The sequence below is a fragment of the Paracoccus denitrificans genome, assembly GCF_900100045.1.
Classification (GTDB): Bacteria; Pseudomonadota; Alphaproteobacteria; order Rhodobacterales; family Rhodobacteraceae; genus Paracoccus; species Paracoccus denitrificans.
On record NZ_FNEA01000018.1, the window covers coordinates 24735 to 41855 of the forward strand.

At 64.3% G+C, this 17121-nt stretch carries 35 protein-coding genes and 1 tRNA gene; 21 read left to right on the forward strand and 15 right to left on the reverse strand.

Translation table 11 applies throughout. From position 1 onward, the window contains the following. Positions 1-25 precede the first annotated feature (25 nt). The 13 genes from BLT64_RS16150 to BLT64_RS16210 all read right to left on the reverse strand — a co-directional run bounded on the left by BLT64_RS16150 (position 26) and on the right by BLT64_RS16210 (position 6680). Positions 26-1351: a phage terminase large subunit gene (locus tag BLT64_RS16150; protein ID WP_011749991.1), complete on the reverse strand. Its 1326-nt coding sequence runs from the start codon at positions 1349-1351 to the stop codon at positions 26-28. A gap of 100 nt (positions 1352-1451) precedes the next feature. Further along, positions 1452-1853 (reverse strand): terminase small subunit-like protein, encoded by a 402-nt coding sequence (locus BLT64_RS16155; protein WP_011749990.1) that lies wholly within the window; start codon positions 1851-1853, stop codon positions 1452-1454. A gap of 2 nt (positions 1854-1855) precedes the next feature. Beyond that, positions 1856-2179, reverse strand: a complete 324-nt coding sequence (locus BLT64_RS16160) for a hypothetical protein (protein ID WP_011749989.1) — start codon at positions 2177-2179, stop codon at positions 1856-1858. Positions 2180-2184: 5 nt separating this feature from the next. Further along, positions 2185-2829 (reverse strand): SPFH domain-containing protein, encoded by a 645-nt coding sequence (locus BLT64_RS16165; RefSeq protein WP_041530399.1) that lies wholly within the window; start codon positions 2827-2829, stop codon positions 2185-2187. Then, positions 2807-3565, reverse strand: coding sequence for a YdaU family protein (locus tag BLT64_RS16170; RefSeq protein WP_074988172.1), 759 nt, complete (start codon positions 3563-3565; stop codon positions 2807-2809). Before BLT64_RS16170 ends, BLT64_RS16165 begins: the two co-directional genes overlap by 23 nt. Next, positions 3565-3933, reverse strand: a complete 369-nt coding sequence (locus tag BLT64_RS16175) for a hypothetical protein (protein ID WP_011749988.1) — start codon at positions 3931-3933, stop codon at positions 3565-3567. Before BLT64_RS16175 ends, BLT64_RS16170 begins: the two co-directional genes overlap by 1 nt. After that, positions 3930-4403 carry a hypothetical protein gene (locus BLT64_RS16180; RefSeq protein WP_128493056.1) on the reverse strand — a complete coding sequence of 158 codons (474 nt, stop codon included), beginning with the start codon at positions 4401-4403 and terminating at the stop codon, positions 3930-3932. The genes BLT64_RS16175 and BLT64_RS16180 overlap by 4 nt, the downstream gene beginning before the upstream one ends. Before the next feature lie 68 nt (positions 4404-4471). Then, the gene (locus tag BLT64_RS16185; protein ID WP_041530398.1) at positions 4472-4756 is read right to left on the reverse strand and encodes a hypothetical protein; all 285 of its coding nucleotides are present in this window, start codon (positions 4754-4756) and stop codon (positions 4472-4474) included. Position 4757: 1 nt separating this feature from the next. Continuing rightward, positions 4758-4970 carry a hypothetical protein gene (locus BLT64_RS16190; RefSeq protein WP_041530397.1) on the reverse strand — a complete coding sequence of 71 codons (213 nt, stop codon included), beginning with the start codon at positions 4968-4970 and terminating at the stop codon, positions 4758-4760. Beyond that, complete coding sequence (locus BLT64_RS16195; RefSeq protein WP_011749985.1) at positions 4967-5677, reverse strand: hypothetical protein; 711 nt, start codon at positions 5675-5677, stop codon at positions 4967-4969. The genes BLT64_RS16190 and BLT64_RS16195 overlap by 4 nt, the downstream gene beginning before the upstream one ends. After that, a complete protein-coding gene (locus BLT64_RS16200; protein WP_011749984.1) occupies positions 5677-6006 on the reverse strand; it encodes a hypothetical protein in 330 nt (109 codons plus the stop codon). The genes BLT64_RS16195 and BLT64_RS16200 overlap by 1 nt, the downstream gene beginning before the upstream one ends. Positions 6007-6123: 117 nt before the next feature. Beyond that, positions 6124-6465, reverse strand: coding sequence for a hypothetical protein (locus BLT64_RS16205; protein WP_011749983.1), 342 nt, complete (start codon positions 6463-6465; stop codon positions 6124-6126). Next, positions 6462-6680 carry a carph-isopro domain-containing protein gene (locus BLT64_RS16210; protein WP_041530395.1) on the reverse strand — a complete coding sequence of 73 codons (219 nt, stop codon included), beginning with the start codon at positions 6678-6680 and terminating at the stop codon, positions 6462-6464. Before BLT64_RS16210 ends, BLT64_RS16205 begins: the two co-directional genes overlap by 4 nt. Positions 6681-6765: 85 nt before the next feature. On the opposite strand from BLT64_RS16210, the gene BLT64_RS16215 reads away from it, so the two are divergent. The 21 genes from BLT64_RS16215 (at position 6766) to BLT64_RS16310 (ending at position 16456) form a co-directional block, all read left to right on the forward strand. Then, positions 6766-7152 carry a helix-turn-helix domain-containing protein gene (locus BLT64_RS16215; RefSeq protein WP_041530394.1) on the forward strand — a complete coding sequence of 129 codons (387 nt, stop codon included), beginning with the start codon at positions 6766-6768 and terminating at the stop codon, positions 7150-7152. A gap of 186 nt (positions 7153-7338) precedes the next feature. After that, entirely contained in the window at positions 7339-7761 is a 423-nt protein-coding gene (locus tag BLT64_RS16220) for a hypothetical protein (protein WP_011749981.1), read from the forward strand. Next, positions 7755-7997 carry a hypothetical protein gene (locus tag BLT64_RS16225; RefSeq protein WP_011749980.1) on the forward strand — a complete coding sequence of 81 codons (243 nt, stop codon included), beginning with the start codon at positions 7755-7757 and terminating at the stop codon, positions 7995-7997. Before BLT64_RS16220 ends, BLT64_RS16225 begins: the two co-directional genes overlap by 7 nt. Next, positions 7985-8572 carry a hypothetical protein gene (locus BLT64_RS16230; RefSeq protein WP_011749979.1) on the forward strand — a complete coding sequence of 196 codons (588 nt, stop codon included), beginning with the start codon at positions 7985-7987 and terminating at the stop codon, positions 8570-8572. The genes BLT64_RS16225 and BLT64_RS16230 overlap by 13 nt, the downstream gene beginning before the upstream one ends. Positions 8573-8798: 226 nt before the next feature. Then, positions 8799-8993: a hypothetical protein gene (locus BLT64_RS16235; RefSeq protein ID WP_128493055.1), complete on the forward strand. Its 195-nt coding sequence runs from the start codon at positions 8799-8801 to the stop codon at positions 8991-8993. After that, positions 8993-9298 (forward strand): hypothetical protein, encoded by a 306-nt coding sequence (locus BLT64_RS16240; protein ID WP_011749977.1) that lies wholly within the window; start codon positions 8993-8995, stop codon positions 9296-9298. The genes BLT64_RS16235 and BLT64_RS16240 overlap by 1 nt, the downstream gene beginning before the upstream one ends. Further along, on the forward strand, positions 9298-9600 hold the full coding sequence (locus BLT64_RS16245; RefSeq protein ID WP_011749976.1) for a hypothetical protein: 303 nt from the start codon (positions 9298-9300) through the stop codon (positions 9598-9600). The genes BLT64_RS16240 and BLT64_RS16245 overlap by 1 nt, the downstream gene beginning before the upstream one ends. 102 nt (positions 9601-9702) lie before the next feature. After that, the gene (locus BLT64_RS16250; protein ID WP_011749975.1) at positions 9703-10671 is read left to right on the forward strand and encodes a YqaJ viral recombinase family nuclease; all 969 of its coding nucleotides are present in this window, start codon (positions 9703-9705) and stop codon (positions 10669-10671) included. 2 nt (positions 10672-10673) lie between these two features. After that, positions 10674-11654 (forward strand): recombinase family protein, encoded by a 981-nt coding sequence (locus tag BLT64_RS16255; RefSeq protein ID WP_139171642.1) that lies wholly within the window; start codon positions 10674-10676, stop codon positions 11652-11654. 98 nt (positions 11655-11752) lie between these two features. Next, positions 11753-12004: a DUF2312 domain-containing protein gene (locus BLT64_RS16260; RefSeq protein WP_011749973.1), complete on the forward strand. Its 252-nt coding sequence runs from the start codon at positions 11753-11755 to the stop codon at positions 12002-12004. Positions 12005-12030: 26 nt separating this feature from the next. Then, positions 12031-12132, forward strand: coding sequence for a DUF7666 domain-containing protein (locus BLT64_RS27830; protein ID WP_420892255.1), 102 nt, complete (start codon positions 12031-12033; stop codon positions 12130-12132). 32 nt (positions 12133-12164) lie between these two features. Further along, entirely contained in the window at positions 12165-12659 is a 495-nt protein-coding gene (locus BLT64_RS26460) for a hypothetical protein (RefSeq protein ID WP_128493054.1), read from the forward strand. Continuing rightward, complete coding sequence (locus BLT64_RS16270) at positions 12649-13293, forward strand: Lar family restriction alleviation protein (protein ID WP_011749971.1); 645 nt, start codon at positions 12649-12651, stop codon at positions 13291-13293. The genes BLT64_RS26460 and BLT64_RS16270 overlap by 11 nt, the downstream gene beginning before the upstream one ends. Then, positions 13286-13564: a hypothetical protein gene (locus BLT64_RS16275; protein WP_011749970.1), complete on the forward strand. Its 279-nt coding sequence runs from the start codon at positions 13286-13288 to the stop codon at positions 13562-13564. Before BLT64_RS16270 ends, BLT64_RS16275 begins: the two co-directional genes overlap by 8 nt. Next, positions 13564-13818, forward strand: coding sequence for a hypothetical protein (locus BLT64_RS16280; RefSeq protein WP_041530388.1), 255 nt, complete (start codon positions 13564-13566; stop codon positions 13816-13818). Before BLT64_RS16275 ends, BLT64_RS16280 begins: the two co-directional genes overlap by 1 nt. After that, positions 13802-14203, forward strand: coding sequence for a hypothetical protein (locus tag BLT64_RS16285; protein WP_011749969.1), 402 nt, complete (start codon positions 13802-13804; stop codon positions 14201-14203). Before BLT64_RS16280 ends, BLT64_RS16285 begins: the two co-directional genes overlap by 17 nt. 97 nt (positions 14204-14300) lie before the next feature. After that, positions 14301-14543 carry a hypothetical protein gene (locus BLT64_RS16290; protein ID WP_011749968.1) on the forward strand — a complete coding sequence of 81 codons (243 nt, stop codon included), beginning with the start codon at positions 14301-14303 and terminating at the stop codon, positions 14541-14543. Further along, positions 14543-14998, forward strand: coding sequence for an HNH endonuclease (locus BLT64_RS16295; protein ID WP_011749967.1), 456 nt, complete (start codon positions 14543-14545; stop codon positions 14996-14998). The genes BLT64_RS16290 and BLT64_RS16295 overlap by 1 nt, the downstream gene beginning before the upstream one ends. Beyond that, complete coding sequence (locus tag BLT64_RS16300) at positions 14979-15224, forward strand: hypothetical protein (protein WP_011749966.1); 246 nt, start codon at positions 14979-14981, stop codon at positions 15222-15224. Before BLT64_RS16295 ends, BLT64_RS16300 begins: the two co-directional genes overlap by 20 nt. After that, positions 15225-15431, forward strand: coding sequence for a hypothetical protein (locus BLT64_RS16305; protein WP_011749965.1), 207 nt, complete (start codon positions 15225-15227; stop codon positions 15429-15431). Continuing rightward, a complete protein-coding gene (locus tag BLT64_RS16310) occupies positions 15428-16456 on the forward strand; it encodes a site-specific integrase (protein WP_011749964.1) in 1029 nt (342 codons plus the stop codon). Before BLT64_RS16305 ends, BLT64_RS16310 begins: the two co-directional genes overlap by 4 nt. A gap of 68 nt (positions 16457-16524) precedes the next feature. On the opposite strand, the gene BLT64_RS16315 is transcribed toward BLT64_RS16310, so the two are convergent. Next, positions 16525-16600: transfer RNA gene (locus tag BLT64_RS16315), tRNA-Thr, on the reverse strand. 56 nt (positions 16601-16656) lie between these two features. Then, complete coding sequence (locus BLT64_RS26915; RefSeq protein WP_011749963.1) at positions 16657-16806, reverse strand: hypothetical protein; 150 nt, start codon at positions 16804-16806, stop codon at positions 16657-16659. Positions 16807-17121: the final 315 nt, after the last annotated feature.

Here is a 17121-nt window from a genome sequence, read left to right on the forward strand (position 1 = left end):
CGGCGCGCTGAGCGATATATGTTGGCTACTGGCTGCCCCAGACCGGGTGCCAATCCTCTTGCGCCCGCGCTTCCTGCTGGCGCTGGATTGAGCGCGGCACCACGGGATAGGCGAAGGTCAGCGCCAGCGCGTCGGCTTCGTCGGGGCTGGAGACGCCGCGCTTCTTCATGTCGGATTTCTTCTCGATCTCAATCGCGTTGTTCACGTCGAAGCTGTAGAGCGGCCCGGTCAGATCCATCTCAAGGTCGCGACTGTCGGGGATGCATCCGCCCGAGCGCAGCCATTCGCGCATGGTGGCCCACATCTGCGCGCGCTTGTTCCGGCATTTCGGCACGCCCTCAATGGCGCGATCCGCCTTGCCGCCGAAGTTCACGCCGACCACGGAATAGCCCATCTGCCGGCAGCGGTCGATCACGCCGCCACCCACACCGCCCTCGTCGATGAACACGCCATCCGGGTGCAGGCGGTCAATCTCGGCCATGACGCGCGCGGCCACCGCCATGGTGTCGGCGCCCTTCATGATGATCGGCAGCTCGGTCTGGGCGTCCCTGCCCCGCCGTGCCCAGATCACGCTGCGGTCATCGCCGAATCGCGCCACGTCCACGCCCAGCACCAGCTCGTCGCCGATCTGCGAGAACGGCTGGCGGGCCATGGCCTCGCGCACCAGACCGCCGCCGATGAACTGCATGTCCGACTCGGCCTCGTAATCGCCTTCCCAGATATGGCGATAGCGGGCCTCGTCGCCGGCCAGGTCGAGCAGCCGTTCCTCCTCCAGCTCGGGACCGCGGAACGGGTTGTCGCGCCAGTTGGCCTCGACGACCGTGCGGCTGTCCGCAAAGCGCGCGTCCTGGCGCATCATCACGTCGACCGGGTCGGAGCGCAGGCGGGGGTTGTAGGTGAACCAGATCTGCGACCCCGGCTTGCGCAGCGTCGGGCGCAGCATGTCGAGCGGCCCCTGCCCGGCGGTCGCGGCCTCCTCCCACCACGCGATGTCGAAGCCCTCAAGCGACTTGATGTTCTCGGCGTTGAACTCGTTCATGCCGTTGAAGGCAATGATGCCGTTACCCGGCGTCCTGATGATCCGATCAGATTCCACCGGCCTGATCGCCTCCGCCACCCCGAGCCGGGCCGCAGTCTCGACCAGCAGTTTGAATACCGACTGGTCGAGGGATTTTTGCACGTCTCGCAGGCAGATCGACGAAAGGCCGGGCTCCGTCAGGTGGCGCACGATCATGTGCATGGCCCGGTCCCACGACTTGCCCGACCCGCGCCCGCCCCAGGCGCACAGATACCGCCGCTTCGACTTCCAGAGCGGGGCAAAGACCTTGGGCGGGCGAACGTCGAGGATCATGCAGCGGCCCAGACGAGATAGCCCAGCCACATGGACAGCAGCGCGCCGGCCGCGAACAGGCGCCGCTGCATCCGCTCGTATCGCTTTGCGTCGCGCGCGTTCACTCGCCGTCCCCCACGAATTTCACCTCGACACGCTCGATCTGCACGCGGCCATTGATGTCCAGATCCAGCTTGTCGCCGTATTTTTTCGGCTGTCGCTTGCCGGCCGTCCATTTCAGCGCGTCGATGGCCGCACGGGCTGCCTGAGGGTCCAGCTTGCCCGCCAGCACGCGATCCACGATGTCGCCGATCTTGTCGGCATCCGCGTCCGCTTGAGCCTCGCGCGCGCGCGCGTAGTCGACCCTGAAATCTTCATCATCCCGCAACCAGCGAATGACGGTCGAATACCCGGGCATGCCCTTCTTTCGCAGCACCTTGGCCAGACTGTCACCGCAGGCAATCGCTTCGCAGATCGCGTCCTTGTATCCGGCAATGGTTTCCGCATCCCTCTTGATCGGCATACTCAAACTCCTCCGTCGTGAAGCTGCGCGACCTCCTTGCGGCATGCTGAGCACATCCGCAGGCCGTGATCTATGTTGGCCGAAACGCCGCACCGCATGCAGCGCCGCACGGGCCGAAGGACCCGCCCCGCATCGGGTTTCAGCACCCCGGCGTCGCGCATGAGCCTCGCCGCGGCGAGCGAGCCGTATTTGTTCGAGATGCGGGCGCGCAGGCTGTTGTGCGTCACGCCGTGCATGCGGGCGGCCTCGGCATAGGTCGCGTCCGGCGTCGCGATGATCCATGCCTCGGCGTCGTCGATGGGTCCGGTCTTGTAGGGCGGCGCCATGGTGGTCACTCCGCAGCTTTCGGGCGATAGGCCGCGAAGTTCTCGGCCGCGCGAACGGCATCCTCGTCTTGCCGCGCCTGCTCGGCTTCCGCCTTGGCCCGCATTTCCGCGATCATGTCGCCCAGGACCGTGGCGCGGCGCTTGCGGCTGGCCTCGGCCTCCTCTTGCGTCTGCGTCGCGGTTCCCTCAGTCGGCAACGCGCGGGCGCGCAGCTCGCGCTCGGCCAGATCGGCAGCCGCACGCTCCAGCGCCGCCTTGATCTGCCGGCGCTCGGCAACGAGGCGGTCGCAGACCTCGGCCAGCTCGGCCCATGCCGGGAAGAATCGCCACGGATGCCCCAGCAGCGCCTCTCGGGACACGTCGGCGGGATAGGCCGAGAGGCGCGAGCGATAGGCCGAGAGGCGCAGCGCCTCGACCTCTGGCGCGTCTTCGCGCCGGGCGGTGATCACGGAAAGCTCGGCGATCCAGAGGTTGACCTGATCCGGCATGGCCGGAGTCATGCTGGCGTCCAGCTTGGCGCGCGCCGCCTCGATCTGGTCGGCGGTCTCGCCTGCCGCGATCCAGCCGCGACGCGTGGCCTGCGCCGGCACAATCGTGCCGTCCGGCTTCTCGTAGCTGCCCCGCCAATCAATATCCTCGCGCAGCCGCACTCCGCATTGCTGCACCAACGAGGCCACCGACCTGTTGACTTCCGCCGTGCTGCGAGCCGCGAGCCATAGCGCGATCTGCGGCGAACTTCCTGGCGTTGCCGAGCCATGTTCGCCAGCCGGCATCCCAGTCCTTGAAGGTTGTTCCTTTGGCGAGGTGAAAATCGCGGAATCGTTCGGCTTCATGGCGGATTTCCTGATCGGTGAAGTTTCGGGAATGGGCGTCGGCGATGTTGCGATCCGATGGCACCCAATCGGGCGGCAGCGCGCAGGCACGCTTCGGAGGTGATCGAGGGGGCTTTTTGGAAGAACCGATAGGTTCTTCTTTTTCTTCTCTGACTCTGGACTCTGAAGAAAATGCCATGGCATCCGCATGGCAATTGCCAGATGCCACTTTCTTATCTTTCAATGCTTTAGCCTGTCCGCCTGCGCGTCCGGCCGTTGCGCGAACTTCACTTTTTTTGCGCGCTTTTTCGTGCTCTTTTGACAGGCGATGGTTCGTTATGCTGTCGCCGTCCACCTCGAAAAACCGGCTGATTTCGGCCCAGACCGGCTTGAACTTCGCGGGCGACATCCGGGCGATCCGGGCCAGTTTTGCCATGTCATTTGGCAGGCGCGCGTCATGCCGCCACATGGTCATCAGGATGAGCAGATAGGCGCCATGCTCGACCGTGGAGAGGTCCAGCGTGTCGGCCAGATAGTCGGCGACGTAGAGCTGCATGAACGGCTGTTCAGCCATCAAACCACCTCCACCTCGACGATCACCGCCCCGTCCCGGCACCTGTCCCCGCGGATCGGCGCTTGCAGCTTGATCCGGCCGTCATCGATGCGCAGGACCGCCGCCAGCGCGTCCCGGGCGCCCTTGTTCTCGGTCACGACATTGTCGTCGTCGACGGTGGTGACGGTGCTGGGCGGGCAGTAGATCAGCGTCATGCGCAGCTCTGCGTCGGCCGGAATTCGGGCCTTGTGCCAGCCGGCCTCGCGCGCCAGGGCATCGGTCACGCGGCGCTGCGCCTTGACCAGCTTCGCCCGCTTGCGCCAGTGCAAGCGACTGTTCGCGGAAAGCTCGCTGGTCTTAGCCCATGGCAGTTTCACGCGGAGGATCATGCTCTGGCCCTCACCACTGCCGGGAATCGGTTCTGGGCGTCGAAGCGCATCCAGCAGCAGTTGTCCTTGCCGGGCGTGCCGTTGCCGAGCCACGAAACGCGGCCGATGGGCACGATGTCGCTGCACTGGTCGATCAGACGGCCGAAATAGCCGTTGGCGGCGAAGTCCCAGGGGAGCAGCACCCAGGCCGGCGCGATGCCGATCAGGTGCTTGATGATGGATAGCGCCGGGTCGCCCTTTCCGCCGGTGACAGGCCAGGGAACATTCGTGATCCACAGGTCAACGTCATCCGCTGCCTCGATATCCGCCACGGCCATCGTTTCAATGCCCGGCCCTTGCGGCTCCAGGTCAGAGGCCCAGACGCACCGGCCCGCCGGCCACAGATCCCGCAGATGCCCGATCAGCGCCCCATCGCCTGCGCAGGGCTCGCCATAGCGCGCCCGAGGCGGCAGATGCGGGATCAGAGGCACCACCGCCTCGCGAGGGGTCGGCCAGAAGCCGCGCGGGCGCTGGGGAAGTCCGGGGGTTCGCTTGCTCATCAGCTCAGATTCCCAGCCTCGCGCGATAGCTGGACCGCAGGCTTATCCCAGCCGCCCCCCCCCCATTCGCCCTTCCTGACGATGGCGCCGAGGTCGCGCACCAGGCCCTTTGGATAACCCTTGCGCTTCGCCGCGCTGGTCGCATCCCTCTGGGCGTCGCTGTAGGGTTCTCCGACGACATAGCCATCGGCATAGAGCCGGGCGAAATGCTCCAGCTCGCGCTCGGTGGCGTCCCAGAGGCGATCCTTGACCGCCAGATCCTCGGCCGCTTCCTTGAACTTCATCTCAGGCCCTCCGATGGGTTGACGGGCCATCCGCCGCGGCCTGGAGGCGCCCCAGCGCCATCGCCAGCCGCTGGCGAATACCCTGTGTCTCGAATGATTTCGGTGCGCGGCACGGGCATTCCGCGAGCGCGACGCGCAGGCCGTGAACCTCGGCCAAGGGGATGCGGATGACGGCATGGCCATCCTCGACGCGGACGGAGGCGGTCAGGGTCATGCCGTGGCCCTTCCGGTCACTTCATCCGCGAACCCGCCCCATTGCGATGCCATTGCGGCAGCGAGGCCGGGGAAGAACCGCGACCGATCCGATTTCCTGTTCGGCCCCGGCGCCGCGCGGTGGATTTCGTCCCGCGCCGTGCTGCCGTCCAGTGTGCCGGTCGGCTTGAGCTTGGGCAGGCCGCGCAACCACAGGCAGGTGCGCTTTTTCACGTTGTCCGGTCCTGCTTCGTCGGTCCCGAACTGCCACGGCTGGACGCTCTGCGCGAACGGCTCATAGCCGCGAATGCGCGCTTTGGCGTGCTTGTGCATGACCGGGTTTTCCACGGCGATGCGCGGGATCGGAGCATTCCAGCAGTCCGAGAACAGCGCGGCGCCCTCATCCAGCAGCCGCCACATGATGGCCAGCCGGGCATCGCGACCCAGAACCGACCATGCGGACTTCTCTGCTTCCGTCGCCTCATCCGGGGCGTTTGTAGGCGGCTCCTTGAGCCAGCGGACACCGCTATTCGCCAGCCGGGTGCAGGGCGGATGCATCACCGCCAGCAGATCCCAGCCTTCATGCAGCAGGTCACGCACGTCGCCGACGATGTGGCGGTTACTGCGATCCTCGGCCGGCATCAGGTCGCAGGACCATGCATCATGGCCGAGGGCGGCAAAGGCGCGGCGGACGATCCCGCTGCATTCACAGGCGATCAGCACCCGCATCACGCCGCCTCCATCAGCACCAGCGCCCGCTCCACGGTGATGTTGAGCGCTTCGGCGATGTCGGCCAGCGAATAGCCCTGCCTTTGCAGGATGCCGATCATCTCGCGCCGCGCCCGGTCGACGGGCCTGAGCCGGACGATCTTCGGCGCGTCGGCCACCTCGGACAGCTGGTCCAGCCGAACGACCAGCGCGCCGGGATAAGGGATCACCGCCCGCGCCATAGCGGCTTTCTTGTCCGCCGCCCGGATGACATGGCTGATGCGCTCGCCGGCCGGCATCTCGACGGTGATCTGGAATTTTTGGAGGGGCGTTTGGCTATCGTCGGCCATGGGTGCAACCCTTTCGACGTGAAGGATTTTTCATTTTCTTGGCCAGCCGAGAGAGCAAAGCCCCCCCGATACGCGACACCGGATAGGTGACGGCGAAAATCAGCGCCCGGAGCATCCTCATGGCTCACCGCCAATTCGGCGTGCGAGTCGCTCGGTCTTGGCCACCACGTAGTCTTCGAGGATTTCGGCGATGTAGTGCGGCGCGTCGTGCTTGCGCTGCATGTAGTTGATGATCTGCCGCTCGCTGATCCGCGTGAGCCGCGCCGCTGCACTGGCGACCGCCTTCTGGGTATGCCCCGCGTCGCCGAAACCGGCCCAGATCAGATCCGAAATCTTCTTCCTCGTGGCCTCCCTGACGGAAGCCACGGATTTTGCAACATTTTGCATAGAAATAGCCCCATGATGATCTTGTGCAGAAGGATCATCAACAGAACGGCGAGAGGGGGCGGCGGCGGTCATCGCGTCGCCCCCTCGGGAGTTTGGGCGGGCCAGAAGTCGTCGCGCGACAGGGGCAATCCCCTTCGCAGCGCAGCATCCAGCACCACCGGCTTCTCTGCGTCTGGAATCGTCCCGCGGACCTTCCAGCCCCGAACCGTCGAGGGCGCCCGCCCCAGCGCGGCGGCCGTGGCGCGGATTCCTCCGAACTTCTCGATTATGGTTTGTGCGTAGCTCATGGGCGCAATGTGCGCTATTTGCGCCCATTATTCAAGCGCATATTGCGCACAGACGCGGCCAGCGTTCTCATGCGATGCAACAAGCATGAGTGATCAGCAGGTTACATATGCGCTCCGTGCGCTACGCGAGGGCGCGAAGGTCGGCGTGCGGGAAATGGCCAGAAGGCTGGGAATCTCCCCGAACAGCTACACGCACTATGAGAACCCGAACCGATTCAAGGATCCCTACCTTCCGATGCACTGGGCCGAGAGGTTTGCCGACGCCTTGGAACCGGATGGCGTGCCCAGGGATGCGGTTCTCGCCTTGGCCGGTGTATCTGACGTGCCTAGCGAGGAGAGCCTCGACGCACGCCTATCGAAGCTTCCTGCGGATCGTCGTCAGAGGGTTCTTCAGTATCTTGCCGATCAAGAAGCTCTTCACGAGAGAGAAAATCCAGCACGCGACGCCGATACGAAGGAGGCAGGGCAATGACCCGCGCCCCAAAATTCACCCTTTTACTCATTCTCTCCCCTGCGAACTTCTGGAACAAACAAAGAACACGTTAAGCAAGAATCCGCCGCCGGCGACATGTAGAAAAGGATAGGTGCGGTGAATGTTCGAGGCGGTGACGGCGGCGATAATCATGTCCGGTGTAAGCGCGCTTCTCTCGGGAACGGGGTGGCGTGGCTTCTTGTTTGGAATGGCGATCCTTTCCGCGACCGCCGTCTTGCTTATGGCGATATTCTGGCTGATAGGCGCGCTTCCGTGATCCGGTTACTCACCGCTGCCGTGTTGCTTTTGCCCGGGGCCGCGACCGCCATGTGCTTCGAGCCGTCCGAGCCTTATTGCATCAGGGCCTATGGGACATTCGACGACCAATTCAGCTTCGAAAGCTGCCGCGGGCAGCTCAGGAGCTATCAGAGCGATGTTGAAAGCTTCCTAGACTGCCAGCGGCGAGAGATCGACGACTCCATAACCAGGATTGAACAAGAGCGAGACAACATCCAGACCGCGCAGCGAAAATCGCAGGACGCTTTGGACGAGTTCAACGCTGCGGTGGAATACTGGAACTGCAAGGCGAACGGAGGGTCAATATGCTGACCCCAGAGGCCCGCATAGCCGCCCTCAATGCCGAGCTAGCCGAAACGCAGGATGCCGGCGCTGCGCTGGTGGTGCTGACGATCCAGTCGATGGGCGCCACGCCCGAGCAGATGCAGCGGATCGCGGACGAGTATCAGGACATCGCGGACGGGCGGATGCGCAGCAGGATCACAGCCATCATCGCGCGGAAGGTGGCGGAGAGGTTGAGGGGCGAGGTGGTCAGTTGGCAACCTTGAGCGTCCCCGCGTCCTGCCCGAATTGCGGCCTGATTTTCCCGTCAGGAGTGTCGGTCACGAATGCATTCGTAGAACTTAACATCAAGGTGCCTTGCCAACGGTGCGGAACCTTCACGCCCGCCATTGACGGCGCGTTCTCGGTTATAGGCGATGCCATCAAGGTGTTCTCAAGCTCGGATTTCACGATTGAGACCCTTGAGAAACTGAACATCGCTGTGGAGGATTTGCGCAGGCGCAGGATTACGCCTGACGAGGCCCGCGCTTCACTCGCAAAGCACTCGCCCGCACTCGCAGAGCAGTTCGGACGATGGGCCAAGTTTGGGCTTAATTTCATAGGCTGCATGGCTGCCGTCGGCAGTTTCGTCCTTGCGTATTTGCAGTATGACCGTCCCAACCGAGACGTCCTCGATGTCGCAATGGAGCGTTTCGAGGAGACGTATTACGAGCCCCAGGTTGACACGCGCCGTCCGCTCCTGGACGTCAAGCGCCCACCAGTAAAACCCGGCCTGACACACCAGAAGAACCGCAAGGAGCGGAGAGCCGAAAAGGCGAAGGAACGACGGAACAGGCGGTAGCCGCATAGTGTGTCCTTGGAGATTGCCAGCCCGCCTCGCGCGGGCCTTTTCATGCGCGGCCGCCCCGCGCTGGCAGGGGCAGGATAGCCCGGTGATTCGGCGCGCGCTACAGATTTGTGCGCTTTAAGCGCCCGATGTGCGCTTTTTACGCTTGACGCATTGGGCGCATTGTGCGCACACTTCATCTCAACGGCGCACCCCACCGCGCCAGCAGATGGAGCATCCCATGCCACGCCTGAACATCGAGAACTGCGTCGTCTGGGGCACGATTGCGTGCCTGGTCGTCGCCTTCTGGGCATCGGCCGTCGTCTTCGGCGTCCCGTTCGCCAAGCACGTCATCGAAGCCGCGACGCAGCGGCCCGCCGCCTGTGCCGGCCTGAACGGCTGGGACTGCGCGGCCCGCGCGGATGGGGGCTGGTGATGCCGCAGCCCGTCAACCTGAACGACCTCGCCAATATGCCAGGGTTCGGAGCGGCCAAGGCTCCGCTCCAGAAGGCCGGGCATTGGGATGAATTTGCCGGCGCAGGCCCGGAGCGTTCCTTCACGGTAGAGATTGAGGCCAGTTCGAAAGTCACGGCCACGATTACCGTCAAGGCCAGATCCCGTGCCGAAGCGGAGAAGATAGCCGACAGGCGCATCGAAGGCGGCAACGTCGATTGGGACGTGGGCCGCTACGACCTCGAAATCGACAGCATTGAAATTCGCGACAGTCAGGAGGACCGCTGATGTCCTTCCAGTTCGCGCCTTACCGCATCCCGCCGCACAGCGGCAGCGAAGACATCTCGGACGTGTATACCGAGGAAACCGACCCGGAGAACGAGCGCGGCGAGTGCTGCGAAGCGTTCTTCGACGACGAGGTGAGCGGCTACGGCTGCCACTGCGCGCTGATCGCGATCCGGGTCACCGGCGGGCTGGGGGACGACCTCTGGTCGGTGAACCTGCCCCGCGACATGGCCATGAAGCTGCTGAACCCCATGACCGTCACGCGGCTGGAGCGCAGGCGCGCCGACCGGCTGGACGACGAATAACCCGAAACGGCCGGCAATTGTGCTCCTCCCTGCCGGCCGCCCTGCCCCTGCGGCTCTCCTCCTCCCTGGCCGCAGGGGCGACAGTTTCAAACGAGGTTGAAGATGAACCAGATTGCACGGGATGAATTCCTGCACCGCAGACGCGCCGGGATCGGCGGCAGCGACATCGCCGCCATCCTCGGCCTGTCGAAATACAAGACGGCCTATGACGTGTGGCTCGACAAGCGCGGCGAAGCGCCTGCCGAGGACGAGAGCGATAAGCCCTGGCTCTATTGGGGCTCGGTGCTGGAGGATGTGGTGGCCAAGGAATACGGCCAGCGCACCGGCAGCAAGGTCCAGCGCGTCAATGCCCAGCTGATCCACCCCGAACGCGATTTTGCCGTGGCGAACATCGACCGCGCCGTGGTCAACCCGGATATCGCTGGCCGCGTCTGGTGGAAGGATGGGCGCCTGACCACCGATCGCATCCTCGAATGCAAGACCGCCAATGGTTTTGCGGCGAACCTGTGGGGCGAGCCCGGCAGTGACCAGGTGCCGGAGTCCTATCTCTGCCAGTGCCAGTGGTATCTCGGCATCACCGGCGCCCGCTACGCCGATGTGGCGGTGCTGATCGGGGGATCGGATTACCGGACCTATACCATCGAAGCCATGCCCGATCTGTTCTCCGACATGATGTCCGAGGCCGAGGCATTCTGGAAACTGGTGCAGGACGGCGTGGCGCCCGATCCGCAGACGCTCGCCGACGCGCAGGCGCGCTGGCCCCAGCACGTTGCCGGGAAAACGGCCGTCGCCTCGATCCCGACCGTCCGCGCCATCGAGGAACTGGACGCGATCAAGCAGCAGGCCAAGGCGCTGGCCGAGCGCGAGGAAGCCTTGAAGCTCCAGATCATGGCCGAGGCGCAGGATGCCGAAATCCTGACCGATATGGGCACGCCCATCGCCACGCTGAAAACCCAGAGCGCCACACGCATCGATGCCAAGGCGCTGCGGGCCGACTACCCCGGCATCGCCGACCTCTACAGCAAGACCAGCAGCTCGCGCGTCTTGCGCATCAAATCCAGAAAGGAATGATCGTGAACACCATGACGAAGCCCGCCACGGCCGTTGCCGTGCAGCCGGAAGGCGCCGCGGTCGCGCCGCAAAGCCGCCCTGCTATGGGGTTCCTGACCCCGGCCAACCTCGGCGAAGCGATGAAGATGGCCGAAATTCTGGCCGACTCGTCAATCGTGCCGAAGGACTTCCAGGGCCGGCCGGGCAACGTGCTTATCGCGTGCCAGTGGGGGGCCGAGCTTGGGCTCCAGCCCCTCCAGGCCATGCAGTCCATCGCGGTCATCAACGGGCGCCCTTCGATCTGGGGCGATGCGATGCTTGGTCTCGTGCAGGGCTCCGGCCTTCTGGATAGCATCCACGAGGAAATCAGCGACGACGGGAAAGTTGCGACCTGCACCCTGCGCCGCCGCGGGCACGCCCAGCCGATCAGCCGCACCTTCACCATGGAGGATGCCGACCGCGCCGGGCTTAGCCGCAAGGACGGGCCGTGGAAGCAATACCCGAAGCGGATGCTCCAGCTGCGCGCCCGCGCCTTCGCCCTGCGCGACGGTTTCGCCGATGTGCTGCGCGGCGTGGCAATCGCCGAGGAAGCCCGCGACACGCCGGTGATGCGCGACGTGACGCCCGAGGGCGCCCCCGTCAGCACGGCTGAAAAGGTCCGAGCGAAGGTATCGGCGAAGAAGACCAAGGCCGAGGGGCCGTCGCTGAGCGAGGTGCTTGAGAAGATCGGCGCCGCCGCGACCGAGGCTGCGCTGAACGAAGTCGGCGCCGACTGCGGCAGGCTGCCCGACGCCGATAAGGATCAGGCCCGCCGCGCCTATGCCGACCGTCTGGCAGAGCTGCGCGCGTCGGATCTGGACCGGATTGAAAGCTTGCTGGCAGCCGAGCTGGATGCCGGCGCCGACCTCGACGCTGTGCTGGAAACCTATGCCGAGCAGATCGACGACCTGCGCGCAAAGGACTCCGGCGCGGCCGAGGCGATGATCGCCCGCCTGCGCGGATAGCCTGAACCCTGACGCCGCACCCCATCGCCGGGCGCGGCCACTCCCCGGCTGGCCGGTTCGCAAGCGCCAGCCGGGGCTTTTCGAAACAGGAGACGACCATGCAGGACAACGACACCTATACCGTCACCGCGGATGAGCTGCGCCAGTTCGTCGAGCGCATCGAGCATCTGGAGCAGGAAAAGCGCGACATCGCGGAGCAGATCAAAGAGGTCTACGCCGAGGCGAAGGGCCGCGGCTACGACGGCGCCGCTCTGCGCCAGATCGTCGCCCTGCGCCGGAAGGACAAGGATCAGGTGGCCGAGCAAGAGGCGGTGCTGGAACTCTACAAATCCGCCCTCGGCATGGCCTGACCGGCCCTATCGCAAGGACACACAGCATGTGCAAGACAATTCGCGGCATCAAGGGTTTCAAGTCAGATCTGACCTGCCGAGGCTTCCAGTTCGAAATCGGCGGCAAGCTGGTGGAGGCCGCAGAATGAGCGCCCAAGACAGCCACGGCGGGGTGGCATGCATGACCCCCATCGACACGGCAGAACTGGAACGGCTGGCGGCGAGCATCACGCCGGGAGAGTGGCGCGTTGAAGCTGGCACCACGCTAGTTTGGGGATCGTGTGATGCTGATGATACTAGTGATCGCGGTATGGGCTATCCCGTTTCCGAATGCAGGATTGCGCCAATCTCGTCATGGGCAAAAGGGCCGGATGCAAACGAAGGTGAGGCCAACGCCCGCGCCATCGCGCTCGTGCCTGCCCTGATCTGTGAAGTCCTCGCCCGCCGCAAGGCAGAGGCGGGAATGCGCGCCCTGCTGCTGGCGGGCTGCGACCTGCTGGCGTTTGAGGCCAGTGCTCTGCGCGCCAGCATCAGCGTCAACGGCGTCATGTGTCCCGACCCAGAGGATCAGGCCACCGTCGAGTCGATCCGCGAAATCGAGGACTGGATCGCCAGCGTCAAGGCCACGCTCTATCCCACCACCCCCGAAGCCGAAGGAGGCTGCGATGCCGAGTGAACTCAAGCCCTGCCCGTTTTGCGGCGGGGAAATGGAGGATCGGGGATACGGCGCCGTCCACCTCGACCCACAGAAATGCCCTATTGGCGATCTGGCCGTGGATGTAGATCGCTGGAACCGCCGCGCCGACCTCTGCGCCTCGGGCCAGCAGGTGCGGGCGGCCGCGCATCGCATCCTGGAACTTTACGACGATGCTTTGCGGGATCTGCTGGCCCCCGACGTGCATGACGAGCACCCGGATAGCGACGAGCTTGCCGAACTGCGCAAGATCGTCGGTGCCCCGGCTCATAGATGGACGCCTGCATCCACCCCCGCAACCCCGACCGCGCAAGAGGCGGTGGCTTGGGCTTATTATTGGCCGGACGGTGGTTTGATGGACGTGCTTACCACTGCCGTTTCGCCGTATGAGACTTTGCGGCAGGCCCCCCTTTACGCCCACCCGCCCCTGCCCAGCGAGACGGTCGCGGAGCCTCGCGTCATCTGCTTGCCGTATCCCATGCACGGTTACGGGGTCTGCGTCGGCGGTCGCTATGACGGATGGCTGATGTGGCAACACCTCGACGGACAATGGGTGACGAAGTCAAATCTGGAAAGCGTCGATCCGCGCGCCCTGTCGGGAGGCGACAATGGCTGACCGCGATCACGTCTACGTATGCGAGTCCTGCGGCCTTCCGCTCTACGAAGGCGACAAGGCCCAATTCAGCGGCGAGGTTACCTTCTGCCCCGAGCATGCCGCGTTGCTGTCCGAGATCATTGCGATCATGGAGGATGATATCGCCCTTTCGGAAGATGAAGCCTACTGGCCCGAGTGGTTTTCCAGCCTCGAAGACGCCCAGCAGCACGTCGCCAGCCTTCGCGCCCAGCTTGAGCGCGAAGGTGACCACAAGCCCCTGAGCGAGGTGTGATGATGGCTGACCGCTGGATCAAGCAGCCCGGCGCCGGCCAGGTGCGCGGCGAGGATAACCCGAAACACCCGAATATCCCGTGCGCAGTCTGTGGTGCCCACCCGCCCCAACCCAGCGTGTCGGTCGCGGAGGCGCTGCGCGAAATCCGCGCGGCGATCCAGGATGGCAACCTCTCGCAAGGTATCCGCCTCGACATCATCGACAAGATCGCCATGCGCGCCATGAAAGGAGAGAACAATGCAGATCACACATGATAACGATTGTGAACATCGACTGGGTCACGATTGCACCTGCGGCGCGTCCTCTTATCAATTTGACCTCGCCGCAGCCCGCGCCGAGATCGAGCGGCTGACCAAGGAGCGGGACGAGGCTCGGGCGCAGGTGGCGGCTGCGTATGTGGCGGCATCAAGGGCACAGCCAACCTATACTCTGCGAGACCCGGACGACGCCTATGGGGTCAATGACGTGGTGTATGCCTCGCAATTGGCTATCCGCGCCCTCACCCCCGCCGATGCCAAAGCCGCTCTTGAAGCCCGTGACCGCGAAAAGGTGCGGGAGGGGATGAAGCGGGCCGTCGATCTGTATCCGCAGGGCATCGCTGCCATACTCGCCGAAATGGAGAAGGAGGGCGGGGAATGAGCGCCTACGATAGTGTAAAATGCTCTGGAGTGTGCGTTTGCGCTGCGACCGGAAGGAAGAAGCCAAAGCCAGAGTGCATTCGCAAAGGGAAGGGTAAATGACCCATCACGACAAAGCGCGGGAACTGGTGGAGAAGCTGCGTGAGGATCACAATTCGATCTGGCAATTTTTGATGGACGACGCCGCCGACCTCATCACCGCGCAGATCGAGGAAAACCGGCGGCTGCGGGAGGCGATCCGTCACGCTGACGACATTCTGGAAGATCGCGGATTTGCCATTGAGATTGGCGCTCGCCGTGTTCTGCGCATCGCCCTGTCCAGCACGGGGGAGAAGGGGTGATGGCTGAAACGTGGACCGGCTCAAAACGGCAGAAAGAAGCCCTGCGCGCCAAGTTCGGCGGTCGCTGCGCCTACTGCGGCCAGATGATGGACAAGATGCACGCTGACCACGTTCAGCCTGTTATCCGCATCACCACCGACCCGTGGGGGAACCGCCTGCCAGCTTCAGAATGCAGAATGGTCAAGGCTGATCGCAACACCGTGGACAACATGATGCCTGCCTGCGGCCCATGCAATATCAGCAAGGGCGGACACACTCTGGAAGGGTGGCGCGATCTGCTGGCACGGTCAGCCGAAATCGTCGCCAGAGAGAAGTCGATATTCCGCGCTGGCGTTCGCTTTGGCCTCATTTCAGTGACGGAAAAGCCGGTGGTGTTCTATTTCGAGGAAGTCGCCCGCGGCGCCCTGTCCAGCACGGGGGAGAAGGGAGGCGGGGATGACGCTGGTATTCGTTGAGCCGCAATATGAGGGCGGCAGGATACTGGCCCGGACGGGTCAGGTTGAGGTCGGAGCGGTTTTCCCGCTGGCTGACGGCAAAGCCATGTGGTCGTTCTGGCTGGGCAGCCGATCATTCATCCACGTCAAGGAAAAGAGCGTTCTAGCCGCAAAGGCTGCACTAATGGCGCGCTTTCAGGACTGGCTGCGCTTCGCAGATTTGCGCGCCGCACAGAGGGAGGCGTAGATGGGGAGGCATGAGCCGATGCAGCCGCTGTTCGCCAGCGAGAAAACCGCCGCGCGCCTGCTGGACATGCAGCCGGCCGAGTTCCGCAAACTGGTCGATGCCGGGGCGCTGCCCTGTGCGGTTCGGCATGGGCGCTGGGATGTTGCCGAGTTGCAGGCCATCATGCGCGGCACGAAGATCAAGCCCAGCGAGGAATTTGACCTGTGAGGAAACAGCGCAAGCCCTATGTCACGCTCAAGCGCACCGGCGGCAAGGCTCGCTGGTATTACCGCCTGACGTGGTTCGAGGGCGCGCGCCGTCGAGAGCGGTTCATCCCCCTGCCAGACGACCCGGACAGCGAGGAATTCGACCGGGCCTATTGGTCGATCCGCTCGGGCACCAGCGAGGAAGTCCAGAGGCCGAAAAAGGAAACGTGGCGGCAACTGGTAATGGCCTATCGGGGCAGCGCCGGGTTCCGAAAGCTCGCGCCCCGCACCCAGAAGTCCTACAATGACACGATTGAATGGATTCTGTCAGCGAACGCCGACAAGGCGGTATCGACCATCACCAAGCAGAAGCTGCGCGACCTGCACGTCAAGTATGGGGAGACGCCGCGCAAGGCTGATATGCTGGTGCAGATGGTTTCGATCCTGGTCAACTTCGCGCGCACCCAGCTTGAATGGGCCGTCACGAATCCAGCCGAGGGACTGACGCTCTACGGGAAGCAGCGGGAATATGAGCCTTGGCCGGAATGGATGGTGAAGGCGCTGCCAGACGCCCCGCTGGTCGTCCGCAGCGCGGCCGAACTGATCCTCGGCACTGGACAGCGCCCATCAGCGGCCATCGTCATGCGACGCGATCAGTTCCACGGAGAATGGATGACCGTCACCGACGAGAAGGGCGACGAGAGCTATGAGATATTCTGCCCGCAGGAGCTCCGTTCCTATCTCGCCAGCCTGCCGGTTGCCGGACAGCACGTCATTCCGCGCAACCTGACCCAGCCCATGCGATACGATTCGGTCGAGAAGGCGTTCCGGGCATGGCGCACCGATCTGGGCGACCGCGCCCGGCCCTTCTCACTGCATGGTCTGCGCAAGCTGTCAATCATCAGGCTGGCCGAGGCTGGATGCACGGACGCCGAAATTCAGGCGATCACCAACCAGTCCGCGCAGACCGTCGCCTATTATCGCAAGCGCGCGAATCGAAAGAAACTGTCACGGGCAGCGATGGAACGGAACGGGGACAGAACATGACCGTGGGAAACGATTGTGGGAAACATTTTCCCGAGTTATCATCATTTCCGCACAACCCATTGATTTTATGGCGCCGGTTGCAGGAATCGAACCCGCGACCTTCTGATTACAAATCAGCTGCTCTACCAGCTGAGCTAAACCGGCGTTCCTGCAATTCCGATAGCGTCTGACGGGCGCGGGCGCAAGCGCGGGTTGCGCCGTCATGACGCGGCGACCATGCCCGCCGCCGCGACCAGCCGCACGGGATCGAGCCGATAAGGCAGCCCGCCCCCCGCCCCGGCATTGCGGGCGCGGGCCGTCAGTTCCGGCGTGGCCGTGACCGCCATGACCAGGATCGGGATGTCCCGCAACCGACCCTGGCACCGCCTAGACGAAGCCGAAACCGCAGACCCGCCGCATGTTGATGCCTGTCAGGATGACATCGACGGGCACGGGCCCGAGCATGGCCAGCCTCTTGGGCTCCGTCGCGGGACTGCCGCACCGCCATGCCCGCCGCCGCGAGCATCGCGGCCACGCCTGCGCGCAATTCGCGATTGCCGTGCTGGACCAGGACCGTCAGCGCCATGCCCGTTCCCCGCGCCCCGCCCCAGTCGTCCCTTGTGGCCGGCAGCGATCATCAATACCTCCGAATCAAGCAGTTTCGGGCAGGATCGCGCGGAAAGATT